Genomic DNA, 21,413 nt, shown 5'->3' with positions numbered 1-21,413 from the left:
CGCGATTACTGACTAAGCTAAATTCCCTTGCTCAACCCAACACAATCAAGAGCAATCGCCGCGAGGTACCCGAAGGGGCATGCTAGCGCGCCTCCTACCCGTCTTACACGGTTGCATGGGCTCAAGGCTATTTATTAATAGGCTCGAGGGTGTCCATCGGCCAGCGTGGCTGACAGATAATGGACAGGTCACTGCTCTGTCCTGCAACAAGGCGTTGACAGCCAGCATAAGCGATCATCGCACCATTATCCGTACAGAAACGGGGTCTGGCGTAAAACAGCTTAGACCGCTCTTTCTTTACCATGGTTTCCAGTTTTTCCCGCAAACGTTGATTTGCACTCACGCCACCAGCAATAACCAACTGTTTAAAGCCGGTCTGCTGTAGTGCCCGCTTACACTTAATAGCCAGAGTATCAACAACCGCATCTTCAAAAGCCGCTGCGATATCACGCTGATCTTTAGCCGACAATTCGCCATCGACGCGCAGGTCATTTGAGGTATTGAGGGTAAATGTCTTCAAACCACTAAAGCTCATATCCAGCCCCGGGCGGTCGGTCATCGGGCGTGGAAAACGAAACCGGGAATTATCACCCAGCTGTGCGAAACGTGCGATTTCAGGTCCGCCTGGATAATCCAGCCCCAGCATTTTGGCAGCTTTATCGAAGGCCTCGCCAGCGGCATCATCCAGCGACTCACCAAGCAAGGTGTATTCGCCGATACCATCAACCTGCACTAACTGGGTATGACCGCCGGATACCAGTAGCGCAACAAATGGAAATTCAGGCGGCTGTTCTTCCAGCATCGGGGCTAACAGATGACCTTCCATATGATGCACGCCAATCGCCGGAATACCCCAGGCCAGCGCCATCGCCCGGCCGGTGGAGGCTCCGACCATCAGCGCACCGATCAGCCCCGGTCCTGCAGTATATGCAATGGCATCAATCTGTTCTGGCGTAGTATCAGCCTCACTCAGCGTTTCCCGTATCAGTGGCAGCAATTTGCGCACATGGTCCCGCGAAGCAAGCTCAGGCACTACACCGCCATACTCGGCATGCATCGCCACCTGACTATAGAGGGCATCCCCCAGCAATCCAGCCTCACTATCATAGATAGCCACACCGGTTTCATCACAAGAGGTTTCAATTCCAAGCACACGCATATTTTTATCCAATTCTGGTACCCATTTGAGAAGGGTACATATCAATCTGAAATCCTGTACAATCGCCGCCAGCCCTGATTCTTGGGCTCTGTAATTCAACGAAGCGCTATTATCCGCTAATTCTCTCGTGATTTCATCGGATTTAGGCTTTACAGCGCAAGGGCATCGGAATAAAATACCGGCCCTTATTGGCCAGCTGAGTCTAAACTCAGTAGTAAACAGACATAATTTCGAAAGGAAAGGTATTTATGCCAGCAGTTAAAGTTAAAGAAAACGAGCCATTTGACGTAGCTCTGCGTCGTTTCAAGCGTTCTTGCGAGAAAGCCGGTGTTCTGGCTGAAGTTCGTCGTCGTGAATTCTACGAGAAGCCTACTTCTGTACGTAAGCGTAAGGCTGCTGCTGCTGTTAAGCGTCACCTGAAGAAAGTTCAGCGCGAAAACCAGCGCCGCGTTCGTCTGTACTAAGATCTTCACTACGCATTAATAGCCCAAATTAGCCAGGAGAGCGGAATGTCTGAACTGAAGCAACGCATCAGTGATGAGATGAAAGCAGCAATGCGCGCCAAACAAAAGGCACGCCTTGGTACTATCCGCATGGTTCTGGCTGAGCTCAAACGCATCGAAGTCGATGAGCGTATTGAGCTGGACGATACCCGCGTACTCGCGACGCTGGATAAAATGCAAAAGCAGCGCCGCGATTCGATCGCGCAGTTCACTACTGCCGGTCGCGATGATCTGGCCGATATCGAGCAAGAGGAACTTCTGGTTATCCAGGAGTTCCTGCCTCAACCTCTCACTGCAGAGGAACTCACTGTAATTGTTGATACAGCTATCAACGACTCAGGAGCACAAGGCATGCAGGATATGGGCAAGGTAATGGGACTGGTTAAACCCCAGGCTCAGGGCCGTGCAGATATGGGCGCCATCAGCAAACTCGTCAAAGAGCGCCTGAATAGCTAAGATTACCGCTGAAGCCTTCTACACAATTCAGCTGGTAACTCTCTATGGCCGGACGCATCCCGCAATCCTTTATCGATGATCTAATGGCACGCGTCAACGTGCTTGATATCGTTGAAGCACGAGTCAAGCTCAAGCGTAGCGGCAAAAACTATTCCGGACTCTGTCCGTTCCATAAAGAAAAATCCCCCTCTTTTACCGTTAATTCCGAGAAACAGTTTTATTACTGCTTTGGCTGCGGCGCCGGTGGCAACTCGCTCGGCTTCCTGATGGAACACGATCGCCTGAGTTTTCCCGAAGCGGTTGAAGAGTTAGCCAAGCTGGCCGGCGTAGAAATGCCTAAACAGCAGGGCCCGGTTGACCATCAACGGGAACAGCGGCTGAAAGATATTTTCGCCTTACTGGAAGAAGCTTCCGATTTCTACCAGCAGCAACTGCGCGAGCACAGTAAAAAAGAGCTCGCCGTTAACTACCTCAAGGATCGTGGCCTGACTGGCCAGATCGCGGTCAAATTCGGTATCGGATTCGCCCCGCCTGGCTGGGACAACCTGCTCAACAAGCTAGCAAAAGACGAGAGCGGTAAAGAGCGTCTTGAACAGGCCGGCATGTTAATTAAGAAAGAAGATACCGACCGCTATTATGACCGCTTCCGGGAACGCATCATGTTTCCAATCCGTGATATGCGTGGCCGGGTTATCGCTTTCGGCGGCCGGGTACTGGGTGATGAAAAACCAAAATACCTGAACTCCCCTGAAACAGACACCTTCCATAAGAGCCGCGAACTTTACGGCTTATATGAAGCGCGCAAATTCAATCAGTCGCTAAACCGACTGATCATTGTCGAAGGTTATATGGATGTCGTCGGCCTTGCGCAATACGGCATCGGCTATGCGGTTGCCACGCTGGGCACTGCTACCACCGCGCAGCACCTTGAAAGATTAATGAAGATGGTGCCGGAAGTTATCTTCTGTTTCGATGGCGATGAAGCCGGTCGTAAAGCAGCTAAGCGTGCATTGGAAACCACCCTACCGGTGATAACCGATGGTAAAGAAGCCCGCTTTCTGTTTCTGCCAGAAGGCGAAGACCCGGATAGCCTGGTGCGCCAGGAAGGCACCGAAGCATTTGAGCAGCGACTCAGCGAAGCATTACCCCTGTCGGAATATTTCTTCCGCAGCGTCGGCGAAGATTCAGACATGACTTCACTCGATGGTCGCGCCCGATTCAGCAATCAGGCTCTGCCGCTAATCGAACAGATGCAGCCCGGCATCCTGAAGCAGATGATGCAGGAGAAGATCTCCGAACTGACCGGCCTGAGCCTGGAGCAACTCAACAGCGTCAGCAATTTGCAGCAGGCGACCCAGCCTCATCACTCTGCTCCGGCGCAGCAGTCGCAACAGTCGCAACAGCATCATGAATACCATGAACCTCAGGGCGCGGACGATTACTATCCAGCTGAATCCCAGTATTCTGATGACGGCTATTTTGATTACGAAGAGCCCCGAAAAAAAACCGGCAAGGGCCGCAAAAAAGGCAAGAAGTGGGACAACTACGATGACAAACCACGTCGAATGCCCCCTGGCGGCTCCGCGGTAAGTATTTCACCTAGCAGCAGCGCAATCTCGATTCTATTGCACATCCCTGCTCTGGCCAGCCGCTGTACCGACCTTGAATTTCTGCAGCAATCGGATAACAGTAGCGATCAGCTACTCTGCAAGCTGACCACTTACCTGACACACACACCTAACGCCACCCTTGGCACCCTGTATGTCGACTGGGAAAGCGATCCGGAAAACAGACTGTTGATCAACCAGCTCAATGAGATATCTCACCTTGAACCGATAGTAAATGAGTCTAACGCCCAACAAGTACTGAATGATGCACTTAATCGCCTCAGAGAGCGTGCCATCGATAATAAAATCCTGGCCCTGAAGAACCGCGGCCAACTCAGCAGCGACGAGAAAAAACAGTTGTCTACCCTGCTAATACAACAGCACAGCAGCCGCTTCAGGGACACGCCTGAAAAATAGCTTGAAAAACAACCAACAAGCCATTGAAACCAGCTCAACCTGCCCCCATAAAACACGTATTACAACGCAGTCATTAGATTTCACTGCGAATTAGACCAATATTGTTGAAAATTAGTCTATTTTTTAAACAATAAATATCCACAGCCTGCGCTACTATCGGTAGAATTTAACCTCTTCTATCGCTATAATGGCGGGCTAATTTTTTCATTACTGTCATCACGAAGGGCACCTATGTCAGACAAGTCCCAGCAGCAGCAGTCACGCCTCAAGGAACTGATCGCACGCGGTAAGGAGCAAGGCTACCTCACCTACGCTGAAGTCAATGACCACCTGCCAGAAGATATTGCCGATCCGGATCAGGTTGAAGACATCATCCGTATGATCAATGACATGGGTATCACTGTATCGGAAGTTGCTCCTGATGCAGAAACCCTGTTGATGACCGAAGGCGATTCAGGCACCGGCGACGATGCCGATGAAGAAGCAGTAGCCGCACTGGCTGCTGTTGAATCCGACGCTGGCCGCACGACCGACCCGGTTCGCATGTATATGCGGGAAATGGGTACGGTTGAACTGCTGACCCGCCAGGGTGAGATCGAGATCGCTAAGCGAATCGAAGAAGGCCTGCGCGAAGTTATGGCCGGTCTGGCAGCATTCCCCGGCTCAGTCGATGCGATCCTCACAGCTTACGACAGCACTGTTGAAGAAGAGGGTCGTCTCAGCGACATCTTCAGTGGTTATATCGATCCGGATGATGGCGAAATCATCCCTTCTGCCGCGCAGCAACAGCAACAACAGCCCGCTGCCGCAGATGACGATGATGAAGAAGAGAAGGAGCGCGGCCCTGATCCGGAAGAGGCAAAGCGCCGTTACGGACTGATCCGCAGCACCTACATTACCTATATCAAAGCGGTAGAGAAAGACGGTCGCAGCAGTAAAACTGCCGCCAAAGCTTTCGAAGAGCTTGCTGAAGCTTTCTCACCGATAAAACTGGCACCTCGCTTTTACGAAATGCTGGTAAGCAACGTGCGCGATGCGATTACCCGTATCCGTAAGCAAGAACGTCTGATCCTGCAGATCTGTACACAGCGTTGCAAAATGCCACGTCGCCAGTTCATCAAAGAGTTCCCAGGCAACGAGACGAATACTGAGTGGCTGCAAGGCCTGATCGATTCCGATGCGGATTATGCCCGGGCGATGAAGCGCCACGAGATTGAACTGAAGCGTGCACAGAAAAAACTGGTTCAGGTCGAGCAGGAAATCATGCTCACCCTGAATGAGATGAAGGAAGTTAACCGTCGCATGTCGATCGGCGAGGCCCGTGCCCGTCGCGCCAAGAAAGAGATGGTTGAAGCCAACCTGCGTCTGGTTATCTCTATCGCCAAGAAATACACCAACCGCGGCCTGCAGTTCCTGGACCTGATTCAGGAAGGTAACATCGGCCTGATGAAGGCGGTGGATAAGTTCGAATACCGTCGTGGTTACAAGTTCTCGACTTATGCTACATGGTGGATTCGTCAGGCGATCACCCGCTCGATTGCCGACCAGGCACGAACTATCCGTATTCCGGTTCACATGATCGAAACGATCAACAAGCTGAACCGAATCTCCCGTCAGATGTTGCAGGAGATGGGCCGCGAGCCTTCTCCGGAAGAGCTGGCTGAGCGTATGGATATGCCGGAAGATAAGATCCGCAAGGTACTGAAGATCGCGAAAGAGCCGATCTCAATGGAAACTCCGATCGGCGACGACGAAGACTCCAGCCTGGGCGACTTTATCGAAGACATAACTATCGATTCTCCGGTAGATTCCGCGACCGGCGAAGGCCTGCGTGAAGCAACCAAGGAAGTTCTGGCCGGTCTGACTGCCCGTGAAGCTAAAGTTCTGCGTATGCGTTTCGGTATCAACATGAACACTGACCACACTCTGGAAGAGGTTGGTAAGCAGTTTGATGTGACCCGGGAACGTATCCGTCAGATCGAAGCTAAAGCGCTGCGCAAGCTGCGCCACCCAAGCCGCTCAGATCATCTAAGAAGCTTCCTCGACGAGCACTAAAATCTTTTAAATCAAAGTATTGTGCCCATACTGCCTAATCGGTATTATGGGCACCCTCTTGATGAGGGCCTTTAGCTCAGTTAGTTAGAGAACCCGACTCACTCTTATTAAAAACCAAGCCTTTGGTTTTTAGTAAGTTAAATGTCGATTTAACATTTTAAATGTTTTTTGACATAGCATTTACCGCACTGCCTCTTTAGCTCAGTTGGTTAGAGCGCTCGACTCATAATCGATCGGTCGCAGGTTCAAGTCCTGCAAGAGGCACCATCCCCCTATTCCTGTATCTGTAATTGTATCCGACTCACTCTTTATAAGAGCCGGCAGATCCTAAGCCCGAGCCCCGAAAGGCCCACCATTCCCAAAGACCCTGCAGTTTTCAGCGTTGCTACCCCTTTCTACCATTTACACCACTCGATATTTTTTTGTCCGATCCCGGCAAACTTGGACCATCCGCTGTCCACTTAAACACTGCTTCTTCAGGCGCCCTCTGAAAATCTAAGCATTCTCTCTCAAATAGCTGATCAACTGATCGATATCGATATGGAATCCGTCAAACGCAACCACTCCATTTGGATCTATCAGTGTGACCCAGGGAGTGCCGCCAGACTATTCGGAATACCTAATTCATCGCGAAGCTCCAACACCCAGCCCAGAAAACTGTCAAATCCCGGCTCGGGTAGATTGTAGTGCAATAGAGAGCAAGACCACTTGCTCCGATTCATAATCGGCAGGTCCTGGGTTCGAGTTCCGGAAGGTAATTCCAGGGCCAAGGATGGCCTACCCTATAGAAACTCAGTACTTGATGTACTGTGTGGCACTGAGGAGAATGTCACCACTGATATTTATGCAGGTGAAATTTAACGAACGTGAGGGCTTGCCGAATTTAACTAGCCGGAAAGCAGGCCCTTATAAATCTTTCGGCCGTCTATCATGATGATTAGGGACAAATCATTATTCCTAACTGTAAAAGTATTGCGGGATTTGCGGTTACGTTACCTGACCTACTATTCAAAAAAGGTTACCGGCTTTAACCTAGGACTAACATAGATTGATCACTTAAAGAGCCTTTAGAGATGCACCTCCACATGAACGAAACGCGACGACACTCCAGCCTAAAACCCGAAGACCTCATTCCGCTTGAATCAAGCCCCTGGGTATTCGCTAAAGATATCTATGTGACCGATACCGCCGACGGTTCACAGCATACAAACTCTTATGATGATAGGGAGTTGGAGTCCGAAGGCCATACACACCGCGCGCTTAGGCATAACTGTCTGAATGCTCTGCAGCAACTTGGCTACTTAACCTATGACGGAGGCATTGGTATCAAAGGTCACAATGGATTTTGTGATGGAGCAGGCCAAAGGGGATACAAGCAGGTCTTATTTGAGTGCTTATCGGATTGGGCCGTCAGAGATCTTGAACAACTTCAACGAAAGCTAAAATTTGCTGACACCTGCACCTTAATTCTTGTCCTAACAAAAAAAGGGGCTAAGCACTTTAGACTCAGCAAGAAGTTAAAGAGGATAACTCTAAATGAACAAGTGATTGTTGCAACACCTTACAAAGAAGATGATTCGTGGAGTCTGCATTTCTCACCACCCTATCACCCTGCTATATCCCCCGTAGACAAACCGATGCGAGTTGAGTTACACGTTATCAGGAAGCGGTTTTTTACCTATTACACCATCAAAGATATGGATAAAAACATGAGCCCATCTTTTAGCGCATCCATTGAAAAGCGCTTCCGGCGAGTTGCCTCCGATGTGATTAAGAATCGTTTCAACGGAAACAATCAACGTAATACAAACACGGAAAAGCCATTTAATTTCATTGCCAGGTCCAAAGGCAAAGAGATAGCTCGATACTCGGCCTCAGATACGCAGCTAGACATTACCATCAAAGTAACAAACGAGGATGCTGATAAATTAGAACCAAAATTCCACGCACTGAGCGAAGAGTTAGAGCTAGAGATGACCATGACTTCCAGAGCCGTACGATAACTAACAATACACGCTCCGAGAAGCTGCCCACCATCCCGACTCATAATCGGCAGGTCCTGGGTTCGAGTCCCGGAAGGCCCACCATTTTCCCCGCTATATCTGTTAGAGCATCCGACTCACTCTTATTAAATTCTAGACAGGTCCTGGGTTCGTGTGCCGCGGTTTGATCTCATAAAGCCTGACTCATCTGACACCAGATCGAAGAACGCTCAACCTGGTACTTCAAAATCAAAATGCAGGTAACTAACAGGACTCACCTGCCAAGCTTGCTCACAGTGGCCACTGGCGACGAAGCGTCGGGACGTCGATATGAGCTCAATAATGGTAAACACTACTAATCTCGCATTCGACACCATCTACTTTGACCTGAATGACTTCTCTAAAAGATGAAAACGTAAACTCAAGATCCATGTCTCCTGACTCACTACCATAGGAGTAAAGCGAATGATTTTCTGACTCATCATCTGAATCATACTTCCATAAATATCCATCTCTTTCCTTGTACTTTATATCCACTTCACACTCTACATCAGCACTAAGATGGTCCTCGCCCTCATAATCGGTTGAAACCTCATAATCTACCTCAACATCACACCCGCGATAATATGTCCGGTCAAACGACTCCCGACAATCAATATCAATATCAGTAGCCGTGACACACACCTGCGCACCAGAGTCATACTCGAAACTGCAGCTGTCTCCACTAACGCTATACCCTGGCCCTATTTTTCCTCGTCCATTCAATAATTCAAGGTATGCAGTACTGACCCAGCCAAACTTGGCGTCATCAGCACTTCCATTTGGCATATAGATAACCATGGCCCAAGTCCCTTTGACTTCCACCAGCCCAACATGTGAGCCCTTAGGAAGAGAGAAAACCACCTCACCACCCGGCGATGACCTAAGATTCAGTGAGTTAGCTGTAGTCTTTGCTAAAGTTAGGGCATGAACAGTCTGACTGAGCAAAAAAATAAAAACTGCGATCCAGTATTTAATGGAAGATAGATTGAAAAGTGAAGGCACTGGTTTCTCCTTATTCGCACTCTCCTTAAGCTGATCAATATTCACTTTTTATTTGGCTCTTCAAACAATTTTTGGTCAAGCTTCTCTAAGCCGCTTAACAATGTCCGACCAATGAATCGACTCGGCCTCGATGCTAATACCTTGTACCCCATTTCAGCCGCCCCAACCAATGCGCGAGCAGTGCCTTCGATAGCTACCCCAGCCCCTTCAAACATCGCTTCAACCGCATCACCACCGTTTTCATACTTGGTAGCAGCATGATTAATACCGTCGATAGTGGCAAAAAAACCCAGACCACCAAGCCCGGCAAGAATCGAATCAGCCGTTGTATCCCCTATATCGACAATCGTACCTCCCAAGGCGTTATCAACTGTATTCGTCAGCTCCTCATTACTATAGCCACTGTCTAATACTCCGGTAGTTTGTGCCACTTCAGTGGTGGCAATGACGGGTACCGACTCATCCACGCTATATATATAAGCCTCACTGCCCGTCGCCTTAAGCTGAAAAGCCACACCATCAATAACAATATCCGTATCAGGGTTATTAAAATGTTCAAAAAGCTGTCCACCGGTATCATCGGCTACTAATTGCTCGAAATATGCACCCTTGGTTAAAGCCGTTAGACCTGCGAGACTTTCAGCGGGTAAAAACAATGATTCCAACCAAATTTCAGCATCTGACATACCTGCAAAGTTGCCGCTAACACCTCTAAGGGCATCGTAGACATCCATCGCACGATCAACATCGGACCATATCGACACTGGTAATGACATGGCAGAAAACCACATCGCCTTGTGTAATATCGTCGCACCAAAATCATCCTGATAGCTAGCTTCCTGAATAAAACGCTCTGCCTCTATCTTTGCGGAGGAAATACGTAACAGCGCTTTCTCTTTCAATTGTTCAAAATGATTATCAAGCTGGTCAAAATCTTCCTCATGCTTAGCGACCAATCTTCGTTTCAATACCGACAATTCATTTATTGCATCATCAATTTCAGAAAAGTCTGGTCCAGTAGCGAACTTAATTTGATTCCACCAAGAAAAACCTTCATATGCCTCTTCCCACTGGACAGTCATTTCTTTACGACGCTTAGTCAGAAAGGCTAGCGAAGTCTCTATGTGATTCATCGCCTTTATTAGTGGTACTTGCCTAGCAATTTCGTTAATTTTTCTATCACAAGATAACTTCAATAAAGCGGTTTCATTATTCAATGCACTCATTAATGATTTTTGATTCAATGCCGTCATATGGCTTTGCAAGATAGGCTGATAGTATTCTAGTAATCGGGTAATCAGATGATTCGTTGTTTCCAACGCCACAGCTTCGGAGATAGTCCCTTGAATTATTTTAATTGACGATTCAAAGCGAGCCCGACCGAGCTTTTCCAGCATGTATTGATAAGCCGTTAATTGGCCTTTAGCTTTAAAGTACCGCCATACCTTAAAAGTTAAAACTATCAATAGGGGTGAACAAAGCATCATGGCAAGGAACAAAAACTTAACCGGAACTTCAGCTAGTGCTAATACCTCTGTATCTACATATCCAACCACAAGGGTTAAAACAACAATAACAAGAAACCAATGCAGCATTTGCTTAAACTGCTGTTGGCAGAGTTGCTCATGAGCCAGCACCGGCTCTTGTACTCCTAGAGGTATATTCATTTATTAGTATCCTGTGCCTTACTGGTTTTACTGTATATCGTCTTTACACAAACCGACAGATGACCCAAACTTCCATAGTTCACTTCTTGGCTGAGGGCCAGTACTTGCTGGCCTCACCAATACTTCGTGATTACAGTTCCAGCCACTCAATGTTTGGAACACTCTATTATTCCTTGAAGCTGAGAGCAGCATTGGCTTATTTCATGGGTTCATACTACTCAACGCCTGTCCTACGGTAAGTACATTCCAGCCAAGCTCTGTTGCCGCTTTAAGATCATCATTGCTGATGGCAATCCCCTTTTTCATTTTCGGCCAGGCGATTTCCAGCTCAGCAGCAACTGACTGGTCGGGCTTACATAGCTCATACCCCACCTCAGGCAAAGGCGTTCCCTTTTTCTCATAGTGCCTGAGCAACCCATCAAGCGCTTTGTCAGCCATTTCAATGACCTCATCCCAGTTGGATGTCTCAAGATACCCTTGTGCCTTCCTCAGATGAGTCAACAACACCATGTCTTCGTGCCTGACCCGCATATAATCATGCAGAGGCTGTTTGCGATGGCAATCAATACACAGCGCTTTCAGGTTAGAGCTATGGTTGTCCCGTTTATTGCCATTAATGTGGTGTGTATGTAAGAGCTGGCGATGTTCATTCAACTCAACGCTGCACGATTCACACGTATAATTCACTGATTGACGGTATTTCGATGAAACCTCCCGCCAATCATCTGAGTACCCGCCCATATCGATCATTGCAGCCCGATCAGGCATGGTCTTAAACAGAGTGCTGTACTCTGAAAGAAACGCTGCAATATCAAAGCCTTGAAAAATTTTGGACTTTGGCAGGCCCGCACCAGTCTGATAGCCTTTATAGTTCAAGTACTTGAGGCAGTTCTTACAGACTTTCAGCTCAGCCTCGCCTTCGATACTGTCTCCTGAGTGATAGTCTGTACCGTAAACTTGGAACGTCCCGGACACATTGTAGGTCGCTTTATAACGTTGAAAGCGCTTCTTTCTTCGCATCTCATTAAGCGTGACGCAGTCCGCCACATGGAATTTCTTACCCTTCCCGCCATCAGACATCACTTCCATAATCTGACTTCCCTGATCGGGTATAAAAAGCAGGACTTGCCGACCATGTACACTGAGTACCCCTTTATCCAGCTCAAGATCCTCAAGCTGAATATCCATCCCTGCCGTACTGGAAAGTTCATCATCAAACTCTAAGCCGGGACCTCCATAGGTTGTATCAATGGTAAAGTCACTATCATGCTCTCCCATTTTTTTTACACTGGCCCACAGTCCACTCAGATCAACATCCAGCTTCATCCTTCAAGCTCCAGAATCTGGCGCATCTTGATGTCCGCATTGGTAATCACACGGAAAGTAACACGGCGTGATTGGACCCGGTCTTCTTTGGCGCTGTCTTGTTCATCCATAACCAGTCGTGATGAAGAAAATCCAACAGCTGCAAAATGGCGTTTAATCCACGGACTGTACTGCTGAATCTCAGGCAGCTGATAGATATAAGCCAATACACTTCGCGTCCTACCCTGAGAAAGCGACATATTCAAAAAGTAGGCCTCGGTATCGGATACGTGATTGTTCCATACACTGCTGGTATGGCCCTCAATTCTCACTTCATTGATTGAAGGGGCAAATTTATCCAGCACTGTCATATAACGAGGGAAGAAATCTTTAAGCAACTCCTGATAACGCTTACTCAGATTAATTTTGCCCTGCGCAAACAATACATCAGGAGACTGAAAGGTGAAGGTTAAAGACTCCGGGTCAATAGTCGCATCCCAACTACTGAGATCTTTACTAAACTCAGTCATCAGCGCATCGTAGATCGCGACCTGATTATCCTGATAGGCAACCGCCACCTCTTTAATTTTATCTCGTTCTATAAACGCCTCACGCATCAGAGCGACTGCAATAAACAGAAAAACCATCATCAGCCCGGCCATCAAATCAGAAACCGAGAGCCAGTGGGACTCTTCCTGTTCGGAAGACTTCGGATCCAGCAATCTGTTCATGATTACACCTCTTCACGCATCCGCGTAACCCGGTGCATCTCGTTAACAAGCTGCTGATAGTCACTAGTAAACTTACCGGAGATTGTCGTCAATGCCCGGCCAAACTCATTCATCACTTCGTTCATTTGATGTTGAGTAGCCTCTTCCAGCATCCTGATCTGTTTCTTAACGGATTCACCGGTATCTTTAAGCGCTTCATCCGCATGGTGAGACAGGCCATTCAACACGCGCTGGTTTTCTTGAGCCTGACGCTCCGCCAATGCATTCATACTCTCAGTCAACTCACCACGCATGCCGTCCAGACCTTTTTCGAAGGTTTGTCGAACCTGCCCCATCTCCGTGACTAAGGTTTCACCCGCAGTTTTATAGGACTCTACCAGCTTACTGCTATCATCCTTCAGGTCAGCAACCATATTCCGCAACACAGAATTTGTTTCTGAAAGCGCGTCATCGAACATTTGCTTTGTTTCTTCGCTGTTTTTTTGGATAACGTCAGATGCGCTTTGCAAAGAAGTATTGACTTGCTCACTACTATTCCGGAAATCTTCACTGCCCGTAATAATTGCTTTGCCAAGCTCAACCGAGCTTTCAGTTACTGTTTCAGACATTTTTTCCGATGCGTCGGTAATCCCTTTCGCCGCAGAATCAGTCGCATCAACAACCCCCTTAACAAGTGCCTCGGCCGATGCCGTCAGGTTTTCTTTCAAAGTATTACTGCTATCAGTTACACCAGAAGACATAGCACTTACTGCTTCGGTAACATCCTTTGTGACAGTATCAGCAGCACTCTTTAATCCATCCGTCAGAGTTTCCGTTGTTTTCGCCAAGCCGTCATTCATTGTTGCCGTCGCTTGCTTCATGCCCTCAACAGTCTCATCAATCTGAGTGCGAATTTCCGGAACAGCTTCCACCGCACGATCGCGAATATCCTTAAATGCATCGAGATGACGTTCAAGCTCCTGCAACTGGTGCTGATTCACATCCAATACGGTTTTCATCATTTCCATATTGCTCGGAATCGCTTTGGACTCCTCACTGATATGAGCCACGGCGGTTTCAGTCTGTGTAATTGCCTGCACACCCTGCTGATACTGCTCAGACATCTGGTCGAGTTGTTGCTTATAGTTTTCCTGCCACTTAACTAACTCAAGTACAGCCGCATTCAGTTGCTTAAAGTTTTCACCAAACTGCTCTGTCAGGTTTGTATTGAAGTCTGTGATTACGTCTTTCAGGGCCTGAACCACTTGTTCCGTTGCAGATTTCGACATCATGTCTGCAAAGTCCTGAAGCTTTATCCATAAGCGATCTTGGAAAGCTTCAAACGCTTGTTGCTGAGCCTGCACAGCACCGGTAAGTTCGGCCGTACTCTCTGCAGCAGCCTGAACTGGTTTTAATAGAGCCTTATGCTGATCACTGAAGTCAGAACGCATCAGTTTCATCTGACCAACTAAGCTGGATTCATCATTGCCCCCAATCGCGGACTTGAGTGCATCGATTCCGCTCACTTGCTCTTGCATCGCCGAGTAGAGTTCTGCGACACCGATTTCATCCTCATCTATCTGATCACTCTGTATTGGAGACAAAATGCCGGTGGAAAGGATGAGTTTATACAGGATCGAGAGGGCCATCCCTGCCAGGCTGGTCGTGAATGCCGTTTTCAGGCCTGAAAGAAGAACATCGATACTTCCATCAATATCATCAACATTAAAGCCCAATAGGCCCGAGATGATTCCGGCAAAAGTGCCCAGTATCCCAAGGGTTGTTAACAATGTCGGGGCATATGAGGTAAATGAATGTGAATGGTTGGTCTTCTTAAGTACTATCGCAAAAACGAAGCAAGCCAACAGTCCCCATAAAAACAGGTTGGTAATACTGTCGCTTCCGGTGTTACGCAACAGATCTTCGACTATAGATGAGAGCATATAAAATCCTTTTAGTTATGGTTACAAGTAATAAAACAGTGCTTTATTACTTGGCTTTTTAAGGAACCTTGTCTTCATTTTCTCAACAATAGAATGCGAAGCTTTCAGATCTCTAAGCTTATCTACAGAAACAGCAGCGTAGTCAAAAGCACCAATGATGCTATTAAAGAAAATTGAACACAGAAGAGAAATTGTGGCGGTGGTGATGATAGTACGTATCATTTTTAGTCCTTTAACATCATAAGCCTTGCTTCATTCTCAACGAATGCAGCTCTTGCGGCTCAGTCGATCACATCCTAAGTGTGTATGAGTATACACATCCAAACATCAAATTTTACAACCAGCCTACCCAAAATCACCAGTCCAAATTAACTGAAAATCTATCAATAATTCAACGAATTGGAATAAATTCGTACCAACTCCGAGTGTAATGAATTGCATCGAAACCGGAGCAATACTCCAGACATAACAAGTACATTTGCATAGAGATAATTGAAACTAGTTTTAGCAATACCCAATCAGATCAAATCCCTTCCCTTGCCTGCGAATACGCCCCCACAGCCCCTTCAGAGCCCTCAAAAACTGAGGAAAGCTCGGTACCTTTAATGGAGAAAGCCTCCGCACAAATTAATCAACAAGAGACTTTGAAATGAAAGCTAACATTCGCATCATCAAGCAATCCCTCTGCTCAAAAATTAGCTCACCAGACAAGCCCACAATCACTTACAACGTCGGTTATGATGATAAAGCCAAATCACTATTTCTGCGCATCACGGCTAATAGCACTGGCGGCTTTTTCAGTAATGAATGGATCAATATTGAAAGTATCTGGAAATTGATAGAAACCAACAAAACAAACGCCCCATTCAAAGCACTGATCTTTAAGCGCCTCTATCAATCTAACAGCGCCAACAACCATGGATTCCTTGCGGCTGCACTTCGAGCAGAGAAGCTACTACTACCTGCGGAGAAGCAAAAACTATCCCACACCAAGGGAGACATTAAGGCGTTAACTTCAGCCATGCAAAAACCTATCAAGGACCAAGTCAGCCTGGAGGATGAGGTAGCTGCAGCTGAAAAAATAAAGGACGACAAACGAGAGGAGTTGATTAAAACGATGAAGAAAACTGCCAAGAACAAGTAATCAAATCCACCAGCAACATCTCCTCTTCACAACTTTTCTTTCCAATCCTCACTTCACATTACACAAAAGGGACCTTTAGCGAAATGCAATATCCGACGGGTATCGCAGCGCTTTGCCGTGCCCGTCTACTTATCCACAAACAGGAGCAACAGCAATGAATAAACGCTATGTCGCCTACTTCCGAGTGAGCACCCAGAAACAGGGATTATCCGGCCTAGGTCTGGATGCCCAGAAGCACGCTGTCAGTGAATTTCTAAGCCAAATGGGCGGAGAGGTCATTGCTGAGTTTGTCGAGGTCGAGAGCGGTAAACGAGCTGATCGACCGGAGTTCACAATGGCTGCAGACTATTCCGAATTAGCTAATGCGACTTTATTGGTAGCAAAGCTGGATAGACTCTCCCGAGACCTGCACTTCATCACTAGTCTTCAAAAACGAGGCATTCGTTTCAAGCTTTGCGATCTTCCTGAGATCGATCAACTCACCATCCACATATTGGCCGCAATGGCCGAGCACGAAGCCCGAATGATCTCTCAGCGAACTAAGCAGGCTTTACAGGTTGCAAAGGAGCGAGGAGTCATCTTGGGCAACCCGCAACTGGAGATACACCGTAACCATGACGTATCAGTAGCCAACGCCCAACGAGTACAGCGACAACAGGACTGGCAGACCAAGATCCTAAAGGTCATTAGCCATCTTGAAGCTGTCGAGGGACTGACCACCTGCCGAGCCATAGCCGACGCACTCAATGCGCGAGGACTAACCACAGCTAGGGATGGTCAGTTCTCAGTACCGATCGTTAGTCGCATTCGCCGTAACCGCACTATTTAACTCATCAAGGAGGACTTATGTTTTTAGCCTTAGCAGTCGTTATCTCAGTCATATTCTTCGCCGAAATTGTGGATCTATATCTAATCGGCATCATGCTCTTTTTGCTGTTTATGTACCTCTTCCCTGTCGGCGGCATCCTGTTGCTGGCTTGTGTAGCACTATGGCGATGGAAAGGTACTGCATCTATACAACAGTTTAGAAATCGTATGAGGAACAAACCCAAGATCAAATAACGCATCAGAACAACTCCCCTACCCCCTATCTAATGCCCCCTTTTCTGCTTTAACCCCTAAATTTTGGAGATAAATATGACTATCCGCTCTCTCGCGGAGGTTGGCGCTCGCCTGGAAAAAGCCGTTAAAACTCTACCAGGTAAGCCTGCCAGTCCTACCGAACAATACGAACGCTACGAGATGACCGCCATCCAGATTCTGGATAGTGAGTTTGATGACTTTGAACCTAATGCCTTGGAGGAATACCTGATGCAGTATCTAAAACACAAGCGATTAGAGCTTGGCTTACAGCCTTACGAGGAGGAATAACCACAAATAGCAGGAGGCTGGATTGATAAATATCGATGGTCAGTTCATGATCACTACACTGTTTAAATAAGTGATCTGATACGCTGCCGACAGCCTCCTCAAAAGATACGCCGAAACCCAGTATTGGCGGTTTCGGCGGTATCGATCTGGGGCAAAGACAACAGCCTGCCCCCCTTCTCCGGCCTTGATTGAAGGGCACACTAACCTCCAAGGTATCGACATGTCCAAAGACAAAATCAATAACCGCCTATGTTCCCACCTAACCATTAATGAAGTTGTGGGTATCGTGCATGACATTGATAACTACGATCCAGACTTCTACATCGACGATCTACAAGATGAATTAGATGCATCCGTTGAAAGAAATGACCCAGACTCAGTAATCGAGCAGCTCCGCGAGCACCTCCGTAAAGAGACAGATACATATCAAAAAGCAAAAAAACTGCGCCGTAAGATGCAAAATGAACTCACTGACTGGAAGCACAATCTGCGCGATACTTTATTGGTCACTTGTTATGAAGATTTTCACATGGACGAAGCTATAGACACTAAAACTCCCCAGTTGAACTTCAACACCACCACCCTCACCAGAGAAAGCGTATATGCGTGGTTTTGTGCAGGTGGCCACAATGAGAAAGAATTAACTAGCGATGACTTGAGGAATGCGGCATCACAGAGCGAGACTGAGCCAGAACTAACACCTAAAAAGAAACCTCGAAAGCTGCAGGAAAATACGAAAGAGGCGTTTTTAATGCTGATTGCTCTGCTTACTGAGAAATTGTATGAGACCTCTCAAGACAACCAAATCAAAACTAACTGGGTGCTCTCCGGTGAACCAAACCTCAGCAAAATCGTTGCATCATTTGCTCCTGAAGACTTTAAAGGGCTAAAAAAAGGCACAATCATAAATCATATTAGAGAAGGAAAATCTCTTCTCAAAGAGCATGACTATCCATCTAAACTTTGAACTTTGGATTTTTTCCTAAAGAAACTAATCCGGTTTAAGCCCAAGTAATCTAGCTCCTAAATCAATGCGATATAGGAGTTTCAGATGAAACAACAAGCAATAGATTCAACACAACACTCTAACTACCACGCTGTGGATACAAACACTGCCAGTCTCAAACTAGCAGAGGACATTTATCACAATCTAGGGGTTCATTTCGTTCCTGAGCCTAGGGAGAGTGTTCAACGCTTTCCTGCTCCAGGGAAGGACAGCAGTAACACTGCTTGCTGGGTATTCTTCCATCCGAGTGCCACTTTTGCGGTTTACGGTTGTTATATCACAGACCAAAAATTCACTTGGCGACTGAGCACTACTCGACAGCTCACACCTCATCAATCAGCAGCCCTCGAGGCACAGATCGCACAGGACGTACAGGCAGGCCGAGAGCAACGGGAAGGTGATCAAAAGGTTGCCGCCAAAACCGCCGAAAACCTCCTTAGCTCTGCAAGACCTGCCAACGTACTCCATCAGTATTTGACCCAAAAGCTAGTATCCCCCCACAACCTAAAACAAAGTGGCGTAGTGTTGTTCGTGCCCTTGCAAGACACCAAAGGAAAAATTTGGAATGCACAAAAAATATACCCCGACTGCAGCAAAAGCTTTCTCAAAGGAGGGCGCGTCAAAGGCTTATTCGCTACTGTAGGCTGCTTATTTTCGACCGATACTCTCTACATCTGTGAGGGCTGGGCAACAGCAGCAACGATCCATGAAGAAACAGGCCATCCCGTAATAGTTGCAATGTTTGCAGGTAATCTCCTAGAAGTTTGCCAAACAGTGGTGTCGATGGCTCCCACTTCAATAGAGTTCATTGTTGCTGCAGATAACGATCATCGTACTGAGGGCAACCCGGGACTAACGAAGGGTAGAGAGGCAGCCGAAGCTATCGGAGCTAGCATTGTCAGCCCCCCTCTACCTTGCCAATACAAAGACTGTCGATGCACCGACTTCAATGACTATGCCAACTGCTTTGACCGGGAAACAAACAATGACTGATACTAAAGACATTCTGAGCCAACCAGAATCTACCATTGAAAAGCCCCTACCTCTGAAGTCGGAGTTTCCCAAGGTAGAAAAACTCACCAGAGACATGCTACCTAATAAGCTTTGCGACTATGTGTTTGATGTAGCCGAAAGAACACAATGTCCACCAGAGTATGTCGCTATTTCCGCCATTATTGTGCTTTCTGCAGTAGTGGGGAATAAGTATGCAATCCGGCCTAAACAGAATGACGACTGGGAGATACGAATTAACCAGTGGGGTGCATTGATAGGACCTCCTTCTGCGATGAAATCACCAGCACTAAAAGATGCGACTCGAGCCATCCATGAATTAGAAAAAGAGAACGCCGATAAACTAAAGGTGGATACGGAAAAATACAAAGTGTTTAGCAAGTTAGCAAAAGCAGACATCACTGAAGCAACGAAACAAGCAGAAACCTTATTTAGGGAAGGCAAACGCGAAGAAGCCTTTTCAACAATAAAAGATGCTGAATTCAACGAAGAGCTTGCGTCAATGCATCGCTATGTTGTCAATGATGCAACTGTTGAAAAGCTGGGCGAATTGTTGAATGAGAACCCTAACGGTCTACTTCTATTACGAGATGAACTGTCGGGCTTTTTAGCTAAACTGTCTCAAGAAGATAGCCAAGTGGAGCGGGCATTTTACCTAGAATGCTTCGACGGTGACGGTCGCTTCACCTACGATAGAATAGGCCGAGGAACGATTGCCATCGAAAACTGCACCCTCAGCGTTCTTGGCGGTATACAGCCAAGTAAAATAGCCCGATTGATTAGTTTAGCTAAGAGCGGGCATGCTGATGATGGATTGGTACAGCGTCTGCAACTTGCCGTATGGCCTGATATTGGTGCTAACTGGAAGTGGAAAGACCAAGCCCCTCACGCCGAAGCCTACGAGGCTTACAGAAGTCTTGTCCGTGATTTCCATGCTATGCAATCGGCCGGAAAGGAAGGTCCTACCGTATTAAGATTTTCTCCGGAAGCGCAGGCACTATTTGCAAAGTGGATGGAAGAATTGCATGCCGATATTCGGAATGGAGACTATCACCCGATTGCTGAGAGCCACTTCACAAAATCCCCTAAAACAATTACCGCTATCGCTTTGCTCTTTGAATTGATAGATGGTGCAAGAACTGATGTAAGCAAAGAATCGTTACTCAGAGCTCTGACGTGGGCTCCCTTTCTACAATCGCACGCGTTACGTATTTATAGCATCTCCAATAGTTCAGCTATGGACAGTGCAAAACTGATACTTAAGCGGCGTTCAGGGTTAAACCCGATATTCACAGTTCGCGATATCCGTAGAAAAGGGTGGGCAGCACTTACTGAATCTTCCGACATTCAGGATGCCATTAATTGTCTGCTCGATCACAACTATTTGATTGAGATGAACCGCCCTTCAGGCCCTTCGGGTGGGCGACCGACGAAACATTTTCGCTGGAATCCTGCCCTCGAGTAGGACGTGCTAGCCCCCCAGATTCATATCGCCAAAACCGCCGAAACCCCATTCTGGCGGTATGAATTCCAACCGGGCTAACGCTCACGAAACCCAGGTATTCAATTAATCGTAAGGCTTTATGAGGAACCACCATGTCCAAAATTTAGCAAACAACTAAATATATCCACTCTCAACAGGCTAGCCGGATACATAAAAACGCATCAAGTGCTGCGTCATTTGGCCAAAGCAAACAACTAACTATATCCAACTCAAACAATGAGAATTTTATAATGACCACATCAATTCACACACTTACCAACGATGAACAGCAGCTGTTAAATATGGCTTCTACACAGATTGAAACATTCAACGCAGGTGACGTAATTAAAGCAAAAAACCTCTTCAAACAAAATTTCTGGATGACTCAAGGCCGTGGCGTTTGCACTCAGATAGGGGTGGAAATTAAGCGTTTAGCTGAACTGAATCTACTTCCCCTTGAATTCATCGGAACAGACGGCAGTAACCACTGCCGGTACCGAGTTTGTACACCCTAACAAACCGCTAAGCCTACAATTCAACCTCGTCTTGT

Annotated in this window: 18 protein-coding genes and 1 tRNA gene; 13 read left to right on the top strand and 6 right to left on the bottom strand. The window is 47.1% G+C overall.

Translation table 11 applies throughout. From position 1 onward, the window contains the following. Nucleotides 1-127 precede the first annotated feature (127 nt). The gene (gene tsaD, locus ACQUQM_RS22450; RefSeq protein WP_432472093.1) at nucleotides 128-1,159 is read right to left on the bottom strand and encodes a tRNA (adenosine(37)-N6)-threonylcarbamoyltransferase complex transferase subunit TsaD; all 1,032 of its coding nucleotides are present in this window, start codon (nucleotides 1,157-1,159) and stop codon (nucleotides 128-130) included. A 248-nt stretch (nucleotides 1,160-1,407) separates the two neighbouring features. Between tsaD and rpsU the strand changes: the two genes are divergently transcribed. The 6 genes from rpsU to ACQUQM_RS22420 all read left to right on the top strand — a co-directional run bounded on the left by rpsU (nucleotide 1,408) and on the right by ACQUQM_RS22420 (nucleotide 8,200). Next, nucleotides 1,408-1,623 (top strand): 30S ribosomal protein S21, encoded by a 216-nt coding sequence (gene rpsU, locus ACQUQM_RS22445; protein ID WP_124926012.1) that lies wholly within the window; start codon nucleotides 1,408-1,410, stop codon nucleotides 1,621-1,623. 45 nt (nucleotides 1,624-1,668) lie between these two features. Then, nucleotides 1,669-2,118 (top strand): GatB/YqeY domain-containing protein, encoded by a 450-nt coding sequence (locus tag ACQUQM_RS22440; protein WP_432472092.1) that lies wholly within the window; start codon nucleotides 1,669-1,671, stop codon nucleotides 2,116-2,118. 44 nt (nucleotides 2,119-2,162) lie between these two features. After that, on the top strand, nucleotides 2,163-4,142 hold the full coding sequence (gene dnaG / locus ACQUQM_RS22435) for a DNA primase (protein WP_432472091.1): 1,980 nt from the start codon (nucleotides 2,163-2,165) through the stop codon (nucleotides 4,140-4,142). Between the two features lie 231 nt (nucleotides 4,143-4,373). After that, the gene (gene rpoD / locus ACQUQM_RS22430; protein ID WP_432472090.1) at nucleotides 4,374-6,197 is read left to right on the top strand and encodes an RNA polymerase sigma factor RpoD; all 1,824 of its coding nucleotides are present in this window, start codon (nucleotides 4,374-4,376) and stop codon (nucleotides 6,195-6,197) included. Between the two features lie 190 nt (nucleotides 6,198-6,387). Then, a tRNA-Ile gene (locus ACQUQM_RS22425) sits at nucleotides 6,388-6,464 on the top strand. A gap of 818 nt (nucleotides 6,465-7,282) precedes the next feature. Continuing rightward, on the top strand, nucleotides 7,283-8,200 hold the full coding sequence (locus ACQUQM_RS22420) for a hypothetical protein (RefSeq protein ID WP_432472089.1): 918 nt from the start codon (nucleotides 7,283-7,285) through the stop codon (nucleotides 8,198-8,200). 315 nt (nucleotides 8,201-8,515) lie between these two features. Here ACQUQM_RS22420 and ACQUQM_RS22415 read toward each other — a convergent pair whose 3' ends face one another. The 5 genes from ACQUQM_RS22415 to ACQUQM_RS22395 all read right to left on the bottom strand — a co-directional run bounded on the left by ACQUQM_RS22415 (nucleotide 8,516) and on the right by ACQUQM_RS22395 (nucleotide 14,848). Further along, the gene (locus ACQUQM_RS22415; RefSeq protein ID WP_432472088.1) at nucleotides 8,516-9,268 is read right to left on the bottom strand and encodes an SH3 domain-containing protein; all 753 of its coding nucleotides are present in this window, start codon (nucleotides 9,266-9,268) and stop codon (nucleotides 8,516-8,518) included. After that, entirely contained in the window at nucleotides 9,265-10,890 is a 1,626-nt protein-coding gene (locus ACQUQM_RS22410) for a hypothetical protein (RefSeq protein ID WP_432472087.1), read from the bottom strand. The genes ACQUQM_RS22415 and ACQUQM_RS22410 overlap by 4 nt, the downstream gene beginning before the upstream one ends. Before the next feature lie 201 nt (nucleotides 10,891-11,091). Next, nucleotides 11,092-12,216 carry an HNH endonuclease gene (locus ACQUQM_RS22405; protein WP_432472086.1) on the bottom strand — a complete coding sequence of 375 codons (1,125 nt, stop codon included), beginning with the start codon at nucleotides 12,214-12,216 and terminating at the stop codon, nucleotides 11,092-11,094. Continuing rightward, a complete protein-coding gene (locus tag ACQUQM_RS22400) occupies nucleotides 12,213-12,926 on the bottom strand; it encodes an OmpA/MotB family protein (RefSeq protein ID WP_432472085.1) in 714 nt (237 codons plus the stop codon). The genes ACQUQM_RS22405 and ACQUQM_RS22400 overlap by 4 nt, the downstream gene beginning before the upstream one ends. 2 nt (nucleotides 12,927-12,928) lie before the next feature. Further along, a complete protein-coding gene (locus ACQUQM_RS22395; RefSeq protein ID WP_432472084.1) occupies nucleotides 12,929-14,848 on the bottom strand; it encodes a hypothetical protein in 1,920 nt (639 codons plus the stop codon). A gap of 649 nt (nucleotides 14,849-15,497) precedes the next feature. Between ACQUQM_RS22395 and ACQUQM_RS22390 the strand changes: the two genes are divergently transcribed. From ACQUQM_RS22390 to ACQUQM_RS22360, 7 genes are all read left to right on the top strand, one after another. Further along, a complete protein-coding gene (locus ACQUQM_RS22390; RefSeq protein WP_432472083.1) occupies nucleotides 15,498-15,992 on the top strand; it encodes a hypothetical protein in 495 nt (164 codons plus the stop codon). A gap of 154 nt (nucleotides 15,993-16,146) precedes the next feature. Next, the gene (locus ACQUQM_RS22385; protein WP_432472082.1) at nucleotides 16,147-16,821 is read left to right on the top strand and encodes a recombinase family protein; all 675 of its coding nucleotides are present in this window, start codon (nucleotides 16,147-16,149) and stop codon (nucleotides 16,819-16,821) included. Between the two features lie 308 nt (nucleotides 16,822-17,129). Beyond that, complete coding sequence (locus ACQUQM_RS22380; RefSeq protein WP_432472081.1) at nucleotides 17,130-17,363, top strand: hypothetical protein; 234 nt, start codon at nucleotides 17,130-17,132, stop codon at nucleotides 17,361-17,363. Between the two features lie 220 nt (nucleotides 17,364-17,583). Further along, a complete protein-coding gene (locus ACQUQM_RS22375; RefSeq protein WP_432472080.1) occupies nucleotides 17,584-18,330 on the top strand; it encodes a hypothetical protein in 747 nt (248 codons plus the stop codon). Nucleotides 18,331-18,414: 84 nt separating this feature from the next. Then, nucleotides 18,415-19,362, top strand: a complete 948-nt coding sequence (locus ACQUQM_RS22370) for a toprim domain-containing protein (protein WP_432472079.1) — start codon at nucleotides 18,415-18,417, stop codon at nucleotides 19,360-19,362. Further along, a complete protein-coding gene (locus ACQUQM_RS22365; RefSeq protein ID WP_432472078.1) occupies nucleotides 19,355-20,845 on the top strand; it encodes a YfjI family protein in 1,491 nt (496 codons plus the stop codon). Before ACQUQM_RS22370 ends, ACQUQM_RS22365 begins: the two co-directional genes overlap by 8 nt. A 269-nt stretch (nucleotides 20,846-21,114) precedes the next feature. Beyond that, on the top strand, nucleotides 21,115-21,378 hold the full coding sequence (locus tag ACQUQM_RS22360; RefSeq protein WP_432472077.1) for a hypothetical protein: 264 nt from the start codon (nucleotides 21,115-21,117) through the stop codon (nucleotides 21,376-21,378). The last annotated feature ends 35 nt before the right edge of the window (nucleotides 21,379-21,413 follow it).

Origin of the sequence: Amphritea sp. HPY (assembly GCF_050870985.1) — a bacterium.
Taxonomy (GTDB): Bacteria; Pseudomonadota; Gammaproteobacteria; order Pseudomonadales; family Balneatricaceae; genus Amphritea.
This window is presented reverse-complemented; position numbering and strand designations above follow the sequence as displayed.

Bases quoted from the DNA above. Each gene is read 5' to 3' on its own strand.
- tsaD (WP_432472093.1), bottom strand. From the start codon at position 1,159: ATGCGTGTGCTTGGAATTGAAACCTCTTGTGATGAAACCGGTGTGGCT.
- rpsU (WP_124926012.1), top strand. From the start codon at position 1,408: ATGCCAGCAGTTAAAGTTAAAGAAAACGAGCCATTTGACGTAGCTCTG.
- ACQUQM_RS22440 (WP_432472092.1), top strand. From the start codon at position 1,669: ATGTCTGAACTGAAGCAACGCATCAGTGATGAGATGAAAGCAGCAATG.
- dnaG (WP_432472091.1), top strand. From the start codon at position 2,163: ATGGCCGGACGCATCCCGCAATCCTTTATCGATGATCTAATGGCACGC.
- rpoD (WP_432472090.1), top strand. From the start codon at position 4,374: ATGTCAGACAAGTCCCAGCAGCAGCAGTCACGCCTCAAGGAACTGATC.
- ACQUQM_RS22420 (WP_432472089.1), top strand. From the start codon at position 7,283: ATGAACGAAACGCGACGACACTCCAGCCTAAAACCCGAAGACCTCATT.
- ACQUQM_RS22410 (WP_432472087.1), bottom strand. From the start codon at position 10,890: ATGAATATACCTCTAGGAGTACAAGAGCCGGTGCTGGCTCATGAGCAA.
- ACQUQM_RS22405 (WP_432472086.1), bottom strand. From the start codon at position 12,216: ATGAAGCTGGATGTTGATCTGAGTGGACTGTGGGCCAGTGTAAAAAAA.
- ACQUQM_RS22400 (WP_432472085.1), bottom strand. From the start codon at position 12,926: ATGAACAGATTGCTGGATCCGAAGTCTTCCGAACAGGAAGAGTCCCAC.
- ACQUQM_RS22395 (WP_432472084.1), bottom strand. From the start codon at position 14,848: ATGCTCTCATCTATAGTCGAAGATCTGTTGCGTAACACCGGAAGCGAC.
- ACQUQM_RS22390 (WP_432472083.1), top strand. From the start codon at position 15,498: ATGAAAGCTAACATTCGCATCATCAAGCAATCCCTCTGCTCAAAAATT.
- ACQUQM_RS22385 (WP_432472082.1), top strand. From the start codon at position 16,147: ATGAATAAACGCTATGTCGCCTACTTCCGAGTGAGCACCCAGAAACAG.
- ACQUQM_RS22380 (WP_432472081.1), top strand. From the start codon at position 17,130: ATGACTATCCGCTCTCTCGCGGAGGTTGGCGCTCGCCTGGAAAAAGCC.
- ACQUQM_RS22375 (WP_432472080.1), top strand. From the start codon at position 17,584: ATGTCCAAAGACAAAATCAATAACCGCCTATGTTCCCACCTAACCATT.
- ACQUQM_RS22370 (WP_432472079.1), top strand. From the start codon at position 18,415: ATGAAACAACAAGCAATAGATTCAACACAACACTCTAACTACCACGCT.
- ACQUQM_RS22365 (WP_432472078.1), top strand. From the start codon at position 19,355: ATGACTGATACTAAAGACATTCTGAGCCAACCAGAATCTACCATTGAA.
- ACQUQM_RS22360 (WP_432472077.1), top strand. From the start codon at position 21,115: ATGACCACATCAATTCACACACTTACCAACGATGAACAGCAGCTGTTA.